Annotated in this window: 13 protein-coding genes and 1 other annotated feature; of the genes, 2 read left to right on the forward strand and 11 right to left on the reverse strand. The window is 49.5% G+C overall.

Annotated elements, in window-relative coordinates; translation table 11 throughout:
• Positions 1–215: 215 nt before the first annotated feature.
• The 3 genes from B9Y93_RS10900 to B9Y93_RS10910 all read right to left on the reverse strand — a co-directional run bounded on the left by B9Y93_RS10900 (position 216) and on the right by B9Y93_RS10910 (position 5587).
• Positions 216–2429 carry an Ig-like domain-containing protein gene (locus tag B9Y93_RS10900; RefSeq protein WP_244903370.1) on the reverse strand — a complete coding sequence of 738 codons (2214 nt, stop codon included), beginning with the start codon at positions 2427–2429 and terminating at the stop codon, positions 216–218.
• Positions 2430–2783: 354 nt separating this feature from the next.
• Positions 2784–4808, reverse strand: coding sequence for a YhgE/Pip domain-containing protein (locus tag B9Y93_RS10905; protein WP_085494572.1), 2025 nt, complete (start codon positions 4806–4808; stop codon positions 2784–2786).
• Positions 4809–5008: 200 nt separating this feature from the next.
• Positions 5009–5587, reverse strand: coding sequence for a TetR/AcrR family transcriptional regulator (locus B9Y93_RS10910; protein ID WP_085494429.1), 579 nt, complete (start codon positions 5585–5587; stop codon positions 5009–5011).
• A gap of 289 nt (positions 5588–5876) precedes the next feature.
• Here B9Y93_RS10910 and B9Y93_RS10915 point away from each other — a divergent pair, with 289 nt between their 5' ends.
• On the forward strand, positions 5877–6269 hold the full coding sequence (locus tag B9Y93_RS10915; RefSeq protein ID WP_085494430.1) for a hypothetical protein: 393 nt from the start codon (positions 5877–5879) through the stop codon (positions 6267–6269).
• A gap of 77 nt (positions 6270–6346) precedes the next feature.
• On the opposite strand, the gene B9Y93_RS10920 is transcribed toward B9Y93_RS10915, so the two are convergent.
• The 8 genes from B9Y93_RS10920 to tdh form a co-directional block, all read right to left on the reverse strand.
• A complete protein-coding gene (locus tag B9Y93_RS10920) occupies positions 6347–6895 on the reverse strand; it encodes an NADPH-dependent FMN reductase (protein ID WP_085494431.1) in 549 nt (182 codons plus the stop codon).
• A gap of 206 nt (positions 6896–7101) precedes the next feature.
• Positions 7102–8733, reverse strand: a complete 1632-nt coding sequence (locus B9Y93_RS10925) for an extracellular solute-binding protein (RefSeq protein ID WP_085494432.1) — start codon at positions 8731–8733, stop codon at positions 7102–7104.
• Between the two features lie 73 nt (positions 8734–8806).
• On the reverse strand, positions 8807–9691 hold the full coding sequence (locus tag B9Y93_RS10930; RefSeq protein ID WP_085494433.1) for a carbohydrate ABC transporter permease: 885 nt from the start codon (positions 9689–9691) through the stop codon (positions 8807–8809).
• Between the two features lie 12 nt (positions 9692–9703).
• Positions 9704–10669 carry an ABC transporter permease gene (locus tag B9Y93_RS10935; protein ID WP_088549332.1) on the reverse strand — a complete coding sequence of 322 codons (966 nt, stop codon included), beginning with the start codon at positions 10667–10669 and terminating at the stop codon, positions 9704–9706.
• The gene (locus tag B9Y93_RS10940; protein ID WP_085494435.1) at positions 10666–11835 is read right to left on the reverse strand and encodes a Gfo/Idh/MocA family protein; all 1170 of its coding nucleotides are present in this window, start codon (positions 11833–11835) and stop codon (positions 10666–10668) included. Before B9Y93_RS10940 ends, B9Y93_RS10935 begins: the two co-directional genes overlap by 4 nt.
• Positions 11836–12982: 1147 nt before the next feature.
• Positions 12983–14911, reverse strand: a complete 1929-nt coding sequence (locus B9Y93_RS10945; protein ID WP_085494436.1) for an arginine--tRNA ligase — start codon at positions 14909–14911, stop codon at positions 12983–12985.
• 118 nt (positions 14912–15029) lie between these two features.
• Positions 15030–15311 (reverse strand) — a binding site (T-box leader).
• A 77-nt stretch (positions 15312–15388) separates the two neighbouring features.
• Complete coding sequence (locus tag B9Y93_RS10950) at positions 15389–16567, reverse strand: glycine C-acetyltransferase (protein WP_085494437.1); 1179 nt, start codon at positions 16565–16567, stop codon at positions 15389–15391.
• Positions 16568–17126: 559 nt separating this feature from the next.
• The gene (gene tdh / locus B9Y93_RS10955) at positions 17127–18185 is read right to left on the reverse strand and encodes an L-threonine 3-dehydrogenase (protein ID WP_085494573.1); all 1059 of its coding nucleotides are present in this window, start codon (positions 18183–18185) and stop codon (positions 17127–17129) included.
• A 198-nt stretch (positions 18186–18383) separates the two neighbouring features.
• Here tdh and B9Y93_RS10960 point away from each other — a divergent pair, with 198 nt between their 5' ends.
• The gene (locus B9Y93_RS10960) at positions 18384–18950 is read left to right on the forward strand and encodes a helix-turn-helix domain-containing protein (protein WP_085494438.1); all 567 of its coding nucleotides are present in this window, start codon (positions 18384–18386) and stop codon (positions 18948–18950) included.
• Positions 18951–19010: the final 60 nt, after the last annotated feature.

The following is a 19010-nucleotide window of genomic DNA, read 5'->3' on the forward strand; positions in this document are numbered from 1 at the left end:
GCAAAAAAAGAAGCAGCGAGGTTTAAACGCTCCCCTATCGAATAAGCACTTTAAAAAAGTCTGTCGATAGGGGGCCGCTTCGTTCTCGCTGCCCCATTCATATGTTCTACACTTTTTGATACGCGTGATGCTTCCTAAAGCGCATATAAAAAAACACCTTCAAGCTCCCCTGTGCTTACATCAGGGCGCTTGAAGGTGTCGTCTTCATGCTTATCTTATTTTACAGATGTCCGAATCGTCGTTGACTTGCCGCCGAAGGAAATCTTGATGGAGGTGCTGCCTTTGGATACGCCTTGTACGCTGCCGCGGCTTACCTTCACCTTCGTATTGGATGGAACCCATGTCACTTGCGAGGTTACATCAACGACTTCACCTGTGTCATAGATAGCCTGCACCTTCCAAGCAGCAGACTGTCCCGGCGTCAGCTTGATCGAAGAAGGTGTTCCTTCGAGCTTCAGCAGCTTCGGCTTCACATGTACAGGCACTTCATACGTCTTGCCTTGGAACTCTCCAACCATCTTCGTGCTGCCTAGGGCAGCCCCTTTAACAGAAGAGCCTTTCACTGTCGCAATGGATTCATTCTCCATCTTCCAATTCATGCGGGAGGACAAATTAATCGTCTTGCCATTGCGGTATTTGCCTGTTACTTTTACAGATTCGCTCTTATTAATCGTCGTGTAGACCGGATTCGGATCAATGGTCAGAGAGACAATCTCCTCTTCAATCGTCACTTTAATCGAGAGCTTCACATTGGAAAACGTACCATTCAGTGTCAAGCGGGATGTTGGCACTAGGCCTCTCATCTTGCCGTCATAGACCAGCAGGTTGTTCGAGCTTGATTCCCACTTCACATCATTCGTAACGTCTGCTTCCTCGCCATCTGTATAAATTACCGTTACAGTCGGTACCGATACTTCACGTGCTGTAACGAGCGATAATTCATCTTGGTCCGTGTGCAGAATGAGTGCCTTGCGGGTAACCGTCACATCCATGTCTAGAATCTGGCCCGACACTTGAGCAACGAGACGCACCGTGCCTGTCTCAAGCGCCTTCATCTTGCCATCTTCTTCGATCTTCACAATGTTCGGATTGTCGGATGTCCATTGAACAACATTGCTTACATCCACTTTCTCTCCGCTAAAGGTCGTGCCTTGAATCTTAGGCAGACTCTTCACGTCGTTGATGAACATCTCTTCTTTGCGCTTCGTGTCGCCGTCTTTGTCCGGCTTCACCGCTTCTGCCCATTCGATCTTCGTAATAGAAGGATAGACGGTAATGTCCACCTTGCGGGACAGACCTTGATACTTCGCGGTAATCGTAGCATCGCCAGCGCCGTGAAGCCTTACAATTCCTTTGTCCACGGTGACAGCCTGTACGTTGCTTGACGTCCACTCCGCTTCTTGTGTCACTTCCTTCGTGCTGTTATCCATTGCAAGCACGAACGTTTGCAAAGACACCACGCCTTGAGACAGCATCACGTGCTGCTTCTTGTCTGGTGTAATGCGCATCGCTTGATTGGATGCACGAACAACCGCCGTTACGGTGTCAGTCTTGCCCAAGTAAGACACTGTAATCGTTGCCGTGCCGACATTAATCGGCTTTAGAACGCCATTTTCCACTTCGACCACGTTCTTGTCGCTGCTAGACCATTCAGCCAATGCCGTTACATCTTCTGTCGATCCATCAGGCTTCGTTGCGATAACCGTAACCGACTTGGAGGAGTCCCCGAACGTGAATTCCACGACTTTGTCTGGCATGATCTTCAGCTCATTATACGGCATATCAACTTTGAGCTTCACTTTGTAGGAAAGACCCTTATGCTTCACGGTAATCTCGGTCTCGCCTTTTTCCTTCAACGTAATTACACCCTTGTTCACATCCGCTACAGAGGTGTTGGAGGAAGACCATGTCGCTTCTTCCGTTACGTTGCTCTCGCCTGCTCTTTGATGATCAAGCGCAAATACACTCCATTTTGGCTTCATGCCAAGGTTGACGGTAAGCTCGGAAGGAACTTCCTGTCCGCCATCCGTCGTACGAACAACCAGCTTTTCGTACATCATATCGGCTACAATCATTTTTTTGATCGTGTAGCCTTGATACTTTGCTGTAATCTCTGCAGAACCCTTGCCGACCCCTTTGACCCAGCCGGCATCCACAGACACGATCTTCGAATCAGAGCTTGTCCAGCTCACCTTGTCTGTTACATCACTTTCTTTTTCCGTTGTTCCATCTTTTATCGTGGCAATAACCTTTAATTGCGTAGACTGTCCTTCAACAAGTACATATACAGGAGAGATATTGGATTCGAAGCGAATTCCGGTAACACTCTCTGCTGCATGAGTGACTTTCCCCGCTGGAAGCAAGCCTGCCATCAAGGCAACAACTAACAGCATGGATAACCAAGGCATAGCCTTTTTTCTTACGTTCACTCTACCTTCCCCTTTCTTACGTTACGCAAAAGATGCGAGTCTCCTATTCTTTTTAACGGCAGGTGCATGGTGAAATGTTATGTTTATCTCACATATTCCATAAACTAGTCGAAAAATAAGACCTTTTGACTAATAGGAACTCCCCGTACAGCAAAATATCCCCTTGGGCCAACAACGCCAAGCACGATGCATACTTGCTTGTTCATTGTCCGCTACAAGGGGATATGATGGTTAACTCAATAATAATGTTGAATTCAATAAGTGCGAATACAGTTTATCTTTTCCTACATGTGATTGTGATATTTACGCCTATCATTCACCTATATAATAGGAAGCGATTTTTTCACAATTGCTTTACATCGAGCTCAGCACTTCGCCAGGAGCTGCTGTGTTTGCTTTGTCCTTGCGGGAGCGAACGATGAAAAATCCGAGTGTCAACGCTCCGAATGCAACCATGTAGATCGCCATCATGCCCACTTCGCTCCACATGCGGCTGATATCTCCGCTGGAGATAACCGCCTTGAATCCATTGACGGTATACGTCATTGGAAGCCATGGACCGATCGCTTGCATAGCCTTCGGTGTCAATTCCATTGGGAATGTACCACCGCAAGTCACAAGCTGCATAATCAAGAGCACGATTGCCATAAAGCGGCCTGGATTCTCAAATACGGTAACAAGCGATTGAATGATCATCATGAAGGTAACGCTTGTTAGAACACTGAAGCCAACAAAGGCGCCCATATCCTTCACTTCAAGTCCAAGTCCTTGAATCATAATCCAATCTGCCAGTAAGGCCTGAACGACACCAACCGATACGAACAGGAGCGTCTTGCTGAAGAAGCGGCTCCAGCCGTTCGCTGTTGGGTCCGGGGATTGAACAAGCGGCAATACGATCGTTAGAATCAAAGCCCCTACAAACAATCCCAAGGACAAGAAGTATGGCGCAAAGCCAGTACCATAGTTCGGCACTTGGTTGATGCTCGACTCGACAACCTCAACAGGTCCTGCGAACATCGAGATGCGATCATCATTGCCCTTCACTTCAGAGGACTTATCTGCTGCTTCATTCAGCTTCGAAGCAAGCTCATTGGAGCCGTCCTGCAGCTTGCCAATGCCATCTTGCAAGGTACCTGTGCCTTCATCCAATTGGGTAGCTCCGCTAGCCAGCTGATCCAAAGCGCCAAGCGCTTGACCTACGCCGCCTTGCAAGCCTTTAACCCCATTCAACAGCTGGGTAGAACCATCTGCAAGCTGATGGCTGCCGGCTTTTGCTTCATTCAGCTTCTCGCCGAATTGCTTCATGCCGGCTGCAAGCTGCTCTTGGCCTTGCGTCAATTGAGACGCGCCTTGTACCAATTGCTGCTGGCCTTCGCTCAGCTTCTTCGTACCCTGCATAACAGCTTGGCTTGCACCGAGAAGCTGCTTCACACCTGGATCTTCTGCCATAGCCGGATTGGCTTGAACGAGTTGATTAAGACCATTGGCAAGCGCTGCTGCGCCTTGAGCAAGCTCTGCACTAGCATCGCTGGATTGCTGCAAGCCTTGCTTCAGCTGATTCGCGCCCGCTTTGGAAGCTGTAGCGCCTTGCTCAAGCTGCTTCTCAGCCTGAGCGAGCTGATCCATACCGCTGCTGAGCGACTTCGCGCCAGCCTGCAAGCCGCTAACGCCATCTGTAAGCTTGCTTACGCCTGCTTGAAGCGGAGCTGTGCCATCTTTCAGTTGGACCGCACCGTCCGCAAGCTTCGCCATATTTTCCTTCAGCTTAGAGGCACCGTCCGCAAGCTCTGTTGTACCATCATAGAGCTTGGTCGCGCCGTCACCCGCTTCTTTTAATCCATCGGAAATCTTCTCTACCTGCTCAAACATAATTTCGGTATAGGCTTCTGTCACCTTTTTCGAAATCTCGCTGTTTACTTTTTCGATGGCGGTTCCGCCGATCTGTGCAGCTAGGAAGTTGTGACCCTCATTCGTTTTGAAAATAAGCTGAGCTGGTGCCGGCTTATCATCAAGCAGCGTGGTCGCCTGTTCAGAGAAATTCTCAGGAATCGTGATCATCATATAATATTTGTCATTTTCCAAGCCATCCATGGCTTCAGCTTCGCTGACAAATGAGAAGTCAAAATCCTTTCTTTCCTGTAGCTCATCAACAAGCTCCTTGCCGGCGGTCAGGGATTTACCCTCGAACTCGGCTCCTTTGTCTTGGTTCACAATCGCAACAGGCAAATCCGTCAGTCGTTCGTACGGATCCCAGAACGTTCCTAGAAATAATCCACTGTACATCAAAGGTACAAGCATGACTGCGATGACGGAGATAAGCACCTTAGGGCTGCGTATAATTTTGCCCCATTCCATCGCGAATAATTTGGTTCCTTTCATCTTCATCCCCCAACTCCCTATTTATATATATGATGTGATCCACCTCATAGATAAACCACGGACATACTGTCTGACTATTTTGTTATTATGGTCATATCAGATCGAAGAAAACGTCTCGACTATTGCAGCTGTTTTGACCTTTGCCTCTAGGCAATCGAGTCAAGCTTGCCCTGCTACGTTTAGCGAAACGCTTCTATACGCTATGCATCTGCGGCAATACCATGCATAAAGAGCTGATAAAAATGCTCCTTAATTTCTTCCTTCGGAAGAGGCTCGTAACGCTTGTTCCATTCTGTCGTCAGTGCTTTGTATAGATGATACATTTCAAAGCTTAATACTCTCGCATGCCCTTGCTTAATCTCGCCTTTATCCATCGCATGCTGGATATGGTGCTCAATGTAATGCAGCAGTTCGCCTTCAATCTTGGACAAGCCTTCGTTGGCCATCGGCGTGCCGAAGTCTCGAACTTCCTGTGACAGCTTCAGCGCAAGCTCATGCCTGCTGCGGAATTCCAGCCCTCGATCAAGCACACGGTATAGATTGTCGAAGAAGGACCGATCCTCTCGAACCTCTCCGTCTGCAATGTCCTTCATTTCAAGAATGACCTGCTGGATGATCTCATCAAACAGTTCCTCCTTGTTCGTAAAGAACGTATAGATCGTTCCCTTGCCAACTCTCGCGATCTTCGCAACCTGATCCATTGTCGTGGCTTTGTAGCCAAACAAGGCGAAGGACTGCGTCGCCGCATCAAGAATCTGCTTTCTTCTATTAACGGACATCTCAAATCCCCCTCTCTATAAGTCTTTCTCATGGCGGGACATGACTGAGTGACCAATTTAGAAATTCGGTCACAACTCATAGAAGACACTATATCACATCTATGTATTGTTGACAATACTCTTTATTTCCATAGCATGAAAAACAGATTTTTTCCAAGTCAATATCGCAGTTCATGTACGTAAAAACATGCTTGTCCGCCTTGTTTCAGGTTATAATGAATAACGGACGTCGCACAGCACAAGCTTGCGTGCGCTGTCCCTCTTCATATCAAGAGAAGGAGCGACACTTATGATCTTAAAAGTTCCCGGCGCAATTGGTTATGCACTGATCCTAGCAGCGATGCTGCTTCGCTCTTATCGCGTTCTCGATAGCGTATTGATTATTGGCATCATCGCGCTTGCAGGCTTAATTGGAATTGGCATCGCAGAGAATAAAAGCGGGGTACGGCACTGGGTTGTTCGTTATACCGACTACGCTCCCCTGGCGATCTTAGGCTTTATCTATGGCGTTCAGATCAATAATGACCTGCCTTCCGCGCTTACCGCGATCTGCATCATTCCAGCTAGCGTCATCAGCGCGCTTGCAGCGGCGAAGCTTGCGAAGACGAAGAAATACCGGACGCATCGCAGACTTGAGGATACGCTTCCAGATCCGCCCAAAGAAGACTACAAATACAAGTAAATCTGCTTCCTGCACACATTAGGGCAGCTCCAGATGCATCTGGAGCTGCCCTATTATTTATCGATATGATGACATGGTTATCCTTTTCGAAGACGCTCCACCAAGCTTACAAACAAGTCGCATGCTCGATGGATGCGCAAATCAACATCCTCCTGCACTTCCAGTCCCGCGCGCTCTCCTTCGAACGATTGCCGCTGAGCACCTCCGATCGAGATCCATTCCGGACTGTTGATTCCATGAAGATTGCGTACAATGCCTTGCATATGCTGAAGGCAGCTTACGCCCACTGCGCCGCCAGATGAGCTCATTACAAGCACCGGCTTGCCGCTAAAATAGTCCTTGTTCAAATGGTCAAGCGCATTCTTCAATGCGCCGGATATGCTGCTGTGATATTCAGGTGTGGCGAGCACAATCCCGTCACACTTCATCATGAGCTCCTTCAGCTCCACCACATTCCGATCATCGTCATAAGCGTCATCCGGGCAATACATCGGGAGCGGCTGCTGGTACAAATCAAATACCCGTGCGTCTCCCCCCTTCTTGCCAAGCACTCCCGCTACATATTCGGAGAGCTTGGTGCTCGACGCCTGCTTGCGATTACTGCCTGCAATAATAGCGATATTCATGCGATTACATACCTCCTGCTAGGATACATCGTTCGAGCCCGCGGCCAGACGATATTGAGATAGTCTTGTGATCAAAGTCACACAAAAGGGAACATTCCCCAGTATATCACCATGAAATGGAATATTCCATGGATGCTCCAGCTTATAAAAAACCGAAACGGCCGCCCTCGGTCTCCCGAAATGACAGCCGTCTCGCCTCACCTGACTTACTGCTCCTTGCTGTAGCGATCATAAGCCTGCTGGTACAGCTCCAAATAGCGCTTCACATTCATGCTCTCGATCTGCTTCACATAGTCATCCCACTGCTCAAAGCTTGCTTCACCAGACACGAACTTATCTCGCATCTCGTCAACAAAGGTATGAATATCCGTCTGGATCGTCGTCAGCTCATCCTGCTCTTCCGGTGTGAAGTTGAAGGACGGCCATCTGTCCTCTTCCTTCACGTAGAATGCTTCCGATTCCTCTGCATTCTTCACAGAGGACGGAAGGCCTTCCGCTCCCTTGAAGAACTGCTGCTTCACGATTCCCGGATAGTAGCCTCCTGGCCACGTCAAGTATTGGCTGACCGCTTGGTCGAGATTCAAGCCGTTCGGATTGTTCGTGATCTCTTCCAAATACTCATATTCGCCCTTATCATTCACCTTGTAGGTTACGCCTTCAAAGCCCATAAAGAACATCTTAACGCCTTCCTCGCTGTACAAGTGGTCAACCCAGCGAATCAGCGCCTCAGGATTCTCGGCTTTATCCGTCAGAACAAACATCCCCAAGTTGCCAAGAGGAGAACCGATGTTGGATAAGAAGCGGTCGCCATGCGGCCCTTCGATGGCTGGTATGCCTACGTATCCATCTTGATTATAGATCGCTTTAGGATCAACACCGTCTAACACGCCATATATCCCGGCACTTGCCTTTGAAGTAATATCCGTATCCTTCATGGTGAAGGTTTCTTTATCAAACATGCCGTCCTTATACAGCTTGTTGACATACTGCAAAAGCTCTTTGTAACGATCATCCGTCGGAACAAAGGCCAGCTTGCCGTCAGCGCCTAAGTCAACATGAGGATTGGCAATCCCATGCTTATTCAGTCCAAAGGAGCCTTTTAAAAAGTTAAGTATCGCGGTTACGCCTCTAGAACCCCACGGAATCTCATCCTGCTTGCCGTTCTTGTTCGGATCGTTCTCCTTGAACGCTTTCAACACTTTGTACAGCTCATCAAGATTGGTTGGCGCCTTAAGCCCTAGATTATCAAGCCAGTCCTGCTTGATCCATGGTGTGCCATAATGCAGCGACTTGAAGGCTGGGTCATAGATCGTAGGCAGGCCGTATATGCTTCCATCCGGCATCGCGATCCCTTTTTTTACGATTGGATAATCGTTCATAATCTTCTTAAAATTCGGCGCGTGCTTGTCAATAAGATCATTCAGCTTCAAAAAGGTGCCTTGGCTGCCATACTTGATCAGATCCGTCTTAGCGAAGGCAGAAGCGAAGAACATCTCCGGATAATCGCCGCCTGCCATCAGGATATTGCGCTTCTCCTTCAAGCCGTCGGTCGCGACGGTATCCCACTCGATGTGGATGTTCGTCATCTTCTCATATTCTTTCCACAGCATCAGATTGTTCCAGTCCTGGGAGGCGTAGAGCTTCGCTGCGAATGCCTTGACATTCATCGTCTCCTTGGCAATCGGCATGCCTTCCGCATTCATCTTCTGAAGACGTTCCTCTACCTTAGCCGGATCCGCCACATCACTGCTCCCGCTTCCGCCTCCACATGCAGTAACGAGGAGTGAGAAGCTCAGCACGACGCTTAAAGTGAGTGCAAACCATTTTTTTGAACGCAATGTTCATTCCCCCTTATTTGTGGTTCAACGCTCTGATCAATCAGTACTTGGCTGTCGTTGAAGCAATACATGACTACCCTTTTAAAGCCCCAATCATGATGCCTTTGACAAAATAGCGCTGCAAGAACGGATACAAGATCAGCATGGGCAAGTTCGCCACGACCAGCACCGCGTATTTTAATCCCTCCATGCTCATCTTCAGCCTTACTCCCGCTTCCGAGGTCAGCTTGATGAAGTCGCCGGAATCGCTCTGCACCAAGAGCTCGCGAAGAATGAGCTGCAGAGGGAATTTGTCCTTGCTTGAGAGATAGATCAAGGCATTGAAGTACGCATTCCAGTGTCCCACCGCATAGAACAGCACCATGACTGCGATGATCGGCATCGAGAGCGGAAGAACGACACGGAACAGCGTCTGGAAGTGAGAGCTGCCGTCAATCATCGCGGCCTCCTGAATTTCTCCTGGAATCGACTGCTGGAAAAACGTGCGCATGATGATGATGTTCCAGACGGATACCGCGTTTGGAATGATCATGACCCAGAACGTATCGAGCATATTGAGATTCTTGATCAGGAGATACGTTGGAATCAGTCCGCCGCTAAAGAACATGGTGAAGACGATGAGCCCGGTGATCAGACCTCTGCCAGCGAAGTCTTTGCGGGAGAGCGGATAGGCCGCGCATACTGTCATGACAAGATTCAAGGCTGTTCCCATTGCTGTGTATAGAATCGTATTGCCATAGCCCATCAGAATATCTTTGTTCTGGAAGATCTTCGTGTATGAATCAAGATTGAATTCTTTTGGAATCAGCCACATCTCCCCGCGCAGCACCGTCTCCGGATTGCTGACCGAAGCGCTCAGTACAAACAGCAGCGGGTACAGCACGACGATGCAGATAAGAGACAGCAGCACATAATTGACAACATTGAATACGCGATCCCCTAGTGAACGATCAATCATTACGGCTCCCTCCTACCACAAGCTCGTCTCGTTGACTCGTCGTGCGATATAATTGACGATTACGAGAAGGGCAAAGTTAATGATGGAATTGAATAATCCAACCGCAGCAGAGAAGCTGAACTGGGAATCAAGAATACCTGTGCGGTATACATAAGTCGAGATCACATCCGAGCTGCTCAGGTTCAGGTTGTTCTGCATCAAGAATACCTTCTCAAAGCCAACCGACATGACGCTTCCAAGGTTTAAGATCAGCAAGATGACAATCGTAGGCGCAATCGTCGGGATATTGATATGCCAGATGCGCTGCAGCTTGCTCGCTCCATCAATGGTCGCTGCTTCATGCAGCTGATTGTCAACGCCAGACAGCGCAGCCAGATATATAATGGAGCTCCAGCCCATGGTCTGCCATACGTCCGACAGCACGTACAAGGTCTTGAACCAGCCCGGCGAGGTCATAAATGGAATGGATTCAAACCCCAGCGCCATAATGATATGGTTGATAATCCCTGTGCTTGGATTCAAGAACAAGAACAGCATCCCTACAATGACCACCACAGACAAGAAGTGCGGTGCATATGTAATCGTCTGAACCATCTTCTTGAAGCGCTCGGCCTTCACCTCATTCAGCATCAGGGCAAGGATGATCGGAATCGGGAAGCTGAGCGCCAGCGTGTACAAGCTGATCAGGATCGTATTTTTCAAAAGCCGTTCAAAGTAATAGCTGTTGAAAAATCGCTCAAAATGCTTGAAGCCCACCCAAGGACTGTCCATAATCCCTTTATTGGCGATAAAGTCCTTGAACGCAATCTGAATGCCGTACATCGGCAGGTAGTGAAATACGATATAATACACGATTACTGGCAGTATCAAGACGTAGAGCTGCCAGTTCAGCAGCAAGGATTTCTTGAGACGGCGAAGGCGCTGCGGCTTCGCATTCAGGTTCGATACGCTGGTAACAGCGTCTGTTGATCGCATCATTGGCCGCTCCCTGTCAGCTCAGCCGCAAGGTCAGGCGCCTGTGTTACCTGCACCACCTTGCCTCCCGAGCGAATGGATTCCGTTGCCGCACACCCTACGGCTACACTCATTCTGCCTGCAATCGGCGTTGCCACAGGCTGCTTGCCATCTAGAATCATGTCGACGAAATCCTTACAAATGTTCGGATCGGCTCCGCCGTGTGATCCCTTCGCTTCCTTAATCTCATAGACTCGATTGGACAACTCGCGCTCTGTATTGGAGCGTCTTGTCTTCACATAGACCTTGTTCTCCAGCTCATTATTCTCTAGCCGGCCTTCTGTTCCGATAAACGTATAGTTGCGCTGATAATCCGGCGTAAAGTGACATTGCAGATAGGAGGCTTTGATCCCGCCTTCGAGCTCCATGATGACCATGTTATTGTCTTCGACATCAACTTCCTCCCGGAAGGCACACTCGATTAAGTGCCCAGGACTGGCCTCTGTGCAAGTCGGCCGCTCGTCACAGGTCGGGCATGTCAGATCATTCGGCTTGTCGCCGCCATAGAAATCAAGGCTGCCGAAGGCGCTGACCTTCGTCGCATAGCGTCCGGTAATCCAGTGGATAATATCTAAATCATGAGAGCCCTTCTGCAGCAGCAGGCCTGTGCTGTTCTTGGAATTGGCGTGCCAATCGTGATAGTAAAAATAGCCTCCCCAGCCCACAAAATGGCGTACCCACACCGCCTTTATTTCACCAATCACACCGTAATCCACAATCTCCTTCATCGTGCGATACATATTCATATAGCGCATATTGAAGCCCACCATCAGATGCTTGCCCGATTGTTGCCAAGCCCTCAGGATGTTATCACAGCCTTCCACCGTAATGGCTAACGGCTTCTCGCAGAATACATGCTTGCCTGCCTGCAGGGCGGCAACCGCATGCTCTTCATGACAGAAATCCGGAGAGGTAACGGCTATTGCATCGATATCCTCGCGCGCAATCAGCTCCTTGTAGTCCGTCGTCACAAAGGCTTCGGGATTCACATCCGCCTTGAACTCCTCCAAGCGTTCAGGGTAAATATCCGCTGCTCCAACGACGACTGAGCGGCTGTCAGGCTTATGCCAATACTTTGCGATAGAGCCCCTTCCTCTAGCGCCAATGATGCCGATTCTGACTTGCTTCATACGTACATGACCCCTCTCTCCTCTAGTTCAAAGGCAAAGTAAAATAAAAGCACCTCAAAGGAATATATAAAACACTTGATTATAAAGCGCTTACATAACATATTGAGTTTGACATGCTTTCACGAGGGATGCTCCGTTCTCTTCCGCCCCGTAAATGAAGTCCGCTGCCTTTCTCCAAAATACTGAATCATATTACTCAAATGGTTAACCTACGACAACGCAAAGATTGCGTGTGAAAATAAAGCATGAAAAATAAAGAGAACAGATTGGCCGTAACCGAGATACATGTAAGCGCATCCAAATATGATGTGCTGCATCCTCCCGCTAAGCTCATGATGTGGGTTAGCTTTCTTCTAATGTTGTCTTAGGCAATGGTGATGAACTTGTGAGCTAATGTTGGATGCTGCCGTAGATCGGGCAGTTCTCCCGAGTGCTTATCCAAGCTCATATTGTAAGATCATGCTGTAAGGTCAGGTGGCTGTATACGGGTTGGATGACTTGAAGCTTGGCATGATTGATCATTAACGCTCCAAAGGCTTCGGTGCATCCTCAATCATGGTGAGTGGTCTGAGGTGTGCAAAACAACTAAGAACGCTGCTTGATCGTCAACTTTCAAGTTGGTGCACTTTTGCGCAAATTAATGATGAATTTGGGTATCCAATATCACGTTGTTGCTGTGGAAATGACGATGGCCTATACACTTCTGCAATTGGAATTGTTTGCCTCTATCGTCATGAGTCATTATATTATGCGAAACTTCACACCGTCAATACCGATTTCACTGAAAGCACATCAAAACAAAGGAGAAATTTGCATGAATTATTTGGGGCAAAATAAAAAGTTTTGCACGAGGAAAACTTGAACTTGTATCCAAACCAATTCAAATACAATGAATCACGGCAGGCCATAAGCTTCAGCGGCCTTTGACATAGAAAGCGAGCGTCTATCTCCCCTAACAGGAGGATAGAAGGGGATAGAAGCACGATTGCTGCATGAGAGCAGTAGGCCGATTCCATTTAATCGACAATGGTGATGTACTTGACATCGTCCTTCGAAGGTTTAAAGCTTGTTTGTCACACAAGAAGAACGAAAAAAGCCCGATGAAAGCAAGGGTTGCTCCCCCCCTTCATCGGACATGGATCACGCTTTACATCGCTTCTGGAGTCGGCAAGCCGAGTATCTCCAAAGCCTCGCCCAGTGTATGCTTTATCTGTGCCGTCAGCCATAAGCGGAAGGTAACGAGCTCCTGCTCCCCCTTCAGAATCGGACATGCCGCATAGAAGTTCGAGAATCGCGTTGCCAGCTCGAACGCATATTGACACAGCACATTCGGGGACAGCTCCTTGCTGGCCAGGGCCAGCGTCTCCGGCCAGCGGCTAAGATGCGTAAGCAGGCTGTGCTCTGCTGGAGCCAATTCAGGAATGGCCGGCAGAGCGAACGTATTTTCCCCTTTCCCAGCGCCTTCAGCCGCTGCCTTATTCAGCACACGATTCGCGCGCGCATAAGCATACAGCAGGTACACGCCGGTATTCCCTGAGATCTCGGTCGCTTGATCCATGTCGAACACGACTTCCGTCTGCAGGTTGAAGCGGAGCAGATAGTAACGAATCGAAGCGATCGCGATCATGCGGCTCGACAAGCCCTCCTTGCTTGGTCTCGACGCTTCGATCACCTGCTCTACACGGCTGACCAGATCCTTGATCTTGATGCCAATTCCTTGTCTTCCAGACATCGCATAGCTGGCTTTGCCATCAGATGTATCAATGCCAAGCTCCGAAGCTGACTTCGGGCTAAGCGAGACAACGCCATAGCTGACATGATGGAGCGCTTCAGCCTGCTCCTCGTAGCCAAGTGCTTGCAGCGCCTGCTTCACCATGAGCTGCGGATACTCTTGGCGATAGTCGATAACGTTGATGACCATGTCCGCTTGCCCGAACGACGTCGGCTTCTCTAGTCGACCCGCTTCCGCAGCATCCAGCGTGGCGGTCGTCCACAGGCCCGCTTCAAACGGTTTGTAGCTGAAATCCTGCTTCAAGAGCCCGAACTTCCACAGATGATAGGCGATATCCTTGGCCGTATACGTCAAAATGCCATTAGAACGGACCAGCACCTTGTCTTGGCTATGCTCGGACTCCTGCCCTGAGATGGTCTCCTCCTGCTTCAGCACCCAGCAGCCCGCGAGACGCCCTTCCTGCTCCTGCTGGAAGGCCTCTGTCTGCTTCAGCAATTCGAAAGCCTTAGCCCAGAATCCCTCTCTTACAATACTGCTCTCCCATACCAAGAGATCATAGTCGATGCCAAAGCTGCCCATCTCCTCCACATGCTCGCGAACAATGCGCTCAGCTACTAAGGAGCCCAACCATGCCGTATTGTTGTCGCCAGCTTCAATGGCATGCAGCACCTTTGTGCGCTCATGCTGCAGTTCCGGATCAATCGCATATTGCTTATTGATCGTTGCATACACGTCCCAGCAGAAGTCGCCGAATCGACGATGGCGGCTCTGCATATTAGTCTGCTGAATGCCCACCAGCGTATCGGCCAGCTGATTGCCTAGATCATCGATATAGTTGTGCACCTCCACCTGATGCCCTGTCTTGCGAAGCAGGCGAACCAACGTATCGCCAATGCAGGAATTGCGCAGATGGCCTATATGAGCCGACTTATTCGGGTTGATGGACGTATGCTCGATCAGCACCTTTTTTGCATGAGCGCTGCTCTTAGCTCCCTCAGCTCGATACCCAACCGTTCCCCCTGCTCCCCCGTAGCGCTTCATCCATTCGTTCCAATTCAAATACAGGTTCAAAAAGCCAGGTGGCACGACTTCCACGCGAGCAATCAGCCCTTCAATCAGGCCATCTGCTTCCAGCTTCGCCTTGATCATCTCAGCAATCGCGACTGGGGGCTTGCGAAAGGCCTTGGCCAGCTTCATCGCGGCGTTCGTTGCATACTCCCCATGCTTCTCATGCGCGGGCTGCTCCAGCATGACTTCGTACGGACACTCCCCGTCATTCCCGCAGTCTATCCAGCACTGCTGCACAGCTTGCTGCAGTTGTGACTTTATCGTTTCCTTCAGCATCTCTATTCCCTCTCATTCCTTTTCGATATCGTGTTCGTAAACAATCTCAAATATTGGTTCCGTCTGTGACGAGACTTATATATTCTAATTTGGATTGCAAAAAAGCCCCCGTCTCTAATTAAGAGACGAGGGCTGTATACACACTCGCGGTACCACTCTTGTTGCTGAACGAAGGCTCGCACTCCTGCATTCGTTCAACCCCTTGATCCAGATAACGGCTGGCAGCCGGATCATCTTACTAGGACGATGCAGCTGACATGGCAAGCCTGTGCCGCCGCTCCTCATCGATTCTGATGATCATCTCCTGGGTCCGCTTCATGAAGGATTCGGTACCGGCTCTCACCAACCCGGCTCGCTTGAACTCTTATCGCTCCATTACTCTCCCAATCACAGATGATTGCTTAGATATTTCTAATCATTATAGCGAATGCCATGCAAATTGCAAGCCCCTTCGCGTTGAAAGGACATGCTCACACGTTAAATGATGCCGAATTCACGTCCAACCTTCTTCAACGCATCCAAGGCAAATGCCAAGTCCTCATCGGTGTGCTGAGCCGTGACAATCATGCGCACGCGGCCTTTATCCATGGACACCGTTGGATATACGATGCCTTGCGCACACAAGCCCTCGTCCAAGAGGCGCTTGGAGAATTCAAGCGTGCGAGCAGGCTCGCCCACAATAATCGGAATGATTGGCGTTTCGCTGTCGCCTGTATTGAAGCCTTCCTTCTTCAAGGTATCGCGGAAGCTGTTCGCATTGCTCCACAGGCGCTCTGTAAGCTCGGGTTCTGTCTTCAGCACATCAATTGCCGCAATACAAGAAGCAGCCACAGAAGGCGGAAGGGAGGTGCTGAACAGGAAGGAGCGCGCATTATTGATCATGAGGTCCTTCGCAGCTTGGCTGGTCGCCACGTAGCCGCCAACCGCGCCAATTGCTTTGGACAAAGTGCCAATCTGGAAGTGCACGCGGCCATGCAGGCCGAAATGATCCGTAGAGCCTTTGCCGTGCTTGCCGAGCACACCGCTCGCATGCGCATCATCGACATACACGAGCGCATCGTATTTCTCTGCGAGCTCTACAATCGTCGTCAGCGGCGCGATATCGCCGTCCATGCTGAAGACACCGTCCGTTACAACGACGCGCTGACGATAGCTGCCGCATTCCTTCAATACTGCTTCAAGCTGGTCCATATCCTTGTGAGCGAAGATTTTGCGGGATGCCTTCGTCAAGCGGATGCCGTCAATAATGCTGGCATGATTCAGCTCATCGCTGATGACAACATCATCCGCGCCAAGAATAGAGCCAAGCACGCCTTGGTTCGTCGTAAAGCCGGATTGGAAGACAAGCGCAGCTTCCGTGCCTTTGAACGCGGCAAGCTTCTGCTCCAATTCATCATGAATCGCTAGCGTGCCTGTAATGGTGCGTACGGAACCAGCGCCTACACCATACTTTTCTGTCGCTTCAATCGCTGCCTGCTTCATCTTAGGATGATGGGTAAGCCCCAAATAGTTGTTGGAGGACATTTGCAGCACACGCTTGCCGCCCTCAAGTGTCATCCAAGCATCTGAACCGTCTTCCCACACCGTCAGTGGACGATATCTTCCTGCATCCTTTAGCGCCTGCAATTCCTGTGCAATCACGTCAAAATTAGCCATGATTTAGTTCCTCCTTTGAGTATGTAAAATGATCGCTTGCATGAAAGCAAGCATTACCTTAAGTCCTAAAAAACGCCTGAATCTAGATCGAACATGTAATAAACAAATAATGCCCCCTGCCATCGCTCAGCTTGTCTAACGCATCGCTTGGCAAATAGCGGCTCATCACTATCATCATACACAATTAACATGGGATGAACCAGCCGCCTCTATGCGCGAGTATCGAGTCAAGAAAGTTCCCGAGTCAAGCCGACAGTATTAGGGTCTATCTGTTAATGAGAAAAACAAGGACAAGTCATGGAAAACAAAAACAAGGAAAACAGAACGAGCAGAGCGAGCTTTCTTTCATCCAGCACAAAGCAAGAGTACCAACGGTCTAGTGTCATCAGCCTCTAACGCAGCTCCAGCTTTCATGGATGGCAAGGGAAGCACCGCTTGGTATTCCTGTCTTTGTTTGTCCACTCGCTCGTAATTCGCAGCAGTTAAACCGCATGCATTCGGCTTCAAAAAAAGGAATGATGACCTTTATTCATTCCTTCCTTTCCCTGTTGCCAAACTCTTAAATCTCAGGCATCTGATCGTGAAGGAATACCACTTTGCCGCAAGTCCCCTTCATCATCATATCAAAGCCTTCCTCGAATTGATCCAGCGTCAACGTGTGTGTAATCAACGGCTTCAGATCAATGCGGTTGTTCTCTAGCAGTCCCTTCACCTGATACCAGGTCTCATACATGCGGCGACCTGTAATGCCTTCGATGCGAATGCCTTTGAAAATGATATCCTCGGCAAGGTTAAGCGGCACATCGCGCGTTGGAATGCCCAGCATCGACACACGCGCTGCCATAGCAGCAGCCTTGAAGCCATCGCGAATCGCATCTGGATGGCCCGACATCTCAAGCACCACCTCTGCACCTTCGCCGCCTGTAGCCTCGCGAATCGACTCAACCATGGACACTTCAGCATTGTTAACGATCACATCCGCGCCAAACTGCTTCGCCAGCGACAAGCGATACGGGTTCACATCCACCGCAATAATCTTGCCCGCTCCACAGGCTTTGGCTACCGCAACAGCCATAATGCCGATCGGCCCTACACCGATGACCGCTACGCTCTTGCCGACAATATCTCCGCTCATCACCGTCTGTACCGCATTACCAAGCGGGTCCTGCAGGCAAGCGATCTCGGCTGGGAGATTTGGATCGTTATGAATCACATTGGTAGCACGCACTACCGCATATTCTGCGAAGCAGCCTGGCAACGTAATGCCGAAGCTCTTCGTATTCGGGCACACATGCGCATTGCCAGTACGGCAGGCTTTGCACACGCCGCAGACAACATGTCCTTCAGCCGACACATAGTCGCCGACTTTGACGTTCGTCACATTTGCGCCTACTTCTTCTACGATCCCTGCGAATTCGTGGCCGAAGACGTTAGGCGTCACGACTGTATTTTCCGCCCATTGATCCCATTTATAGATATGAACGTCCGTTCCGCAGATGGACGATGTTTTTACTTTGACAAGCACTTCGTCTGGTCCGCAGGCTGGCTTTGGAACCCTTTTCAATACAGCACCTGGCTTGCGTTCTTCCTTGACGAGTCCAACCATTGTTTCTTGCAACATTTCATTGCCCCTCCCCGATTTTTTTCATAAAATAGAACATAGAACAAAATTATTTTTGACGGTTTTCTCCGTAATATTCTTTTTTGTCTTTGTATATTATATTACACAGTTGTGTACTATATTGCACATGTTTTTTTGTATGACTTTTTTTACAGGACAAGCCTGTTCTGTTGGGATAGAGAGAGGAGCTCTAGAATGCAAGAACAAATTCATAAGAAAATAGGAAAGAATCTGCAAGACATCCGCAAGTCGCGCAGCTTAAGTCTAGACGCGGTCGCTGAGCTGAGCGGGGTCAGCAAGGGTATGCTTGGCCAGATCGAACGGGGCGAATCCAACCCAACCATTTCCGTGCTGTGGAAGATTGTCAACGGGCTTCGCATCTCATTTGCAACCTTGATGGAGGATGCCTCTCCTCAAGTCAGCGTCGTGGCCATGGAAGAAACCACACCGCTTGTGGAGGAGGAAGGCGCTTATCGCGCATTCCCGATCTTTCCTTTTGAGCAGGATCGCGGCTTCGAGGTATACAGCGTTCTGATTGAGCCTGGCACCTCTCATCAATCAGAAGCCCACTATGAGGGCGTGGAAGAATTCATTATGGTCATGGATGGCGAGCTGCGGGTAGAAGTCGGCGGGGAAAGCTATACGCTTAAGCCGACGCTTGCGATGCGGTTCTCGGCTGACCAGCCGCACACCTACACGAATGACACGGATAAGACCATTCGCTACGTGACGCTGATTCATTATCCTTCAGCAAATCGGTAATGGTTATAATCTTGCACCAAGAGCTCCTTGCGTCTCATGCAAAGGAGCTTTTTTACAAAT

The sequence above is a fragment of the Paenibacillus aquistagni genome (assembly GCF_900177815.1).
GTDB lineage: Bacteria > Bacillota > Bacilli > Paenibacillales > Paenibacillaceae > Paenibacillus_B > Paenibacillus_B aquistagni.

Excerpts from the sequence above, each read along its gene's own strand:
- B9Y93_RS10905 (WP_085494572.1), bottom strand. The coding sequence starts at position 4,808 with ATGAAAGGAACCAAATTATTCGCGATGGAATGGGGCAAAATTATACGC.
- B9Y93_RS10910 (WP_085494429.1), bottom strand. The coding sequence starts at position 5,587 with ATGTCCGTTAATAGAAGAAAGCAGATTCTTGATGCGGCGACGCAGTCC.
- B9Y93_RS10915 (WP_085494430.1), top strand. The coding sequence starts at position 5,877 with ATGATCTTAAAAGTTCCCGGCGCAATTGGTTATGCACTGATCCTAGCA.
- B9Y93_RS10920 (WP_085494431.1), bottom strand. The coding sequence starts at position 6,895 with ATGAATATCGCTATTATTGCAGGCAGTAATCGCAAGCAGGCGTCGAGC.
- B9Y93_RS10930 (WP_085494433.1), bottom strand. The coding sequence starts at position 9,691 with ATGATTGATCGTTCACTAGGGGATCGCGTATTCAATGTTGTCAATTAT.
- B9Y93_RS10935 (WP_088549332.1), bottom strand. The coding sequence starts at position 10,669 with ATGATGCGATCAACAGACGCTGTTACCAGCGTATCGAACCTGAATGCG.
- B9Y93_RS10940 (WP_085494435.1), bottom strand. The coding sequence starts at position 11,835 with ATGAAGCAAGTCAGAATCGGCATCATTGGCGCTAGAGGAAGGGGCTCT.
- B9Y93_RS10945 (WP_085494436.1), bottom strand. The coding sequence starts at position 14,911 with ATGCTGAAGGAAACGATAAAGTCACAACTGCAGCAAGCTGTGCAGCAG.
- B9Y93_RS10950 (WP_085494437.1), bottom strand. The coding sequence starts at position 16,567 with ATGGCTAATTTTGACGTGATTGCACAGGAATTGCAGGCGCTAAAGGAT.
- B9Y93_RS10960 (WP_085494438.1), top strand. The coding sequence starts at position 18,384 with ATGCAAGAACAAATTCATAAGAAAATAGGAAAGAATCTGCAAGACATC.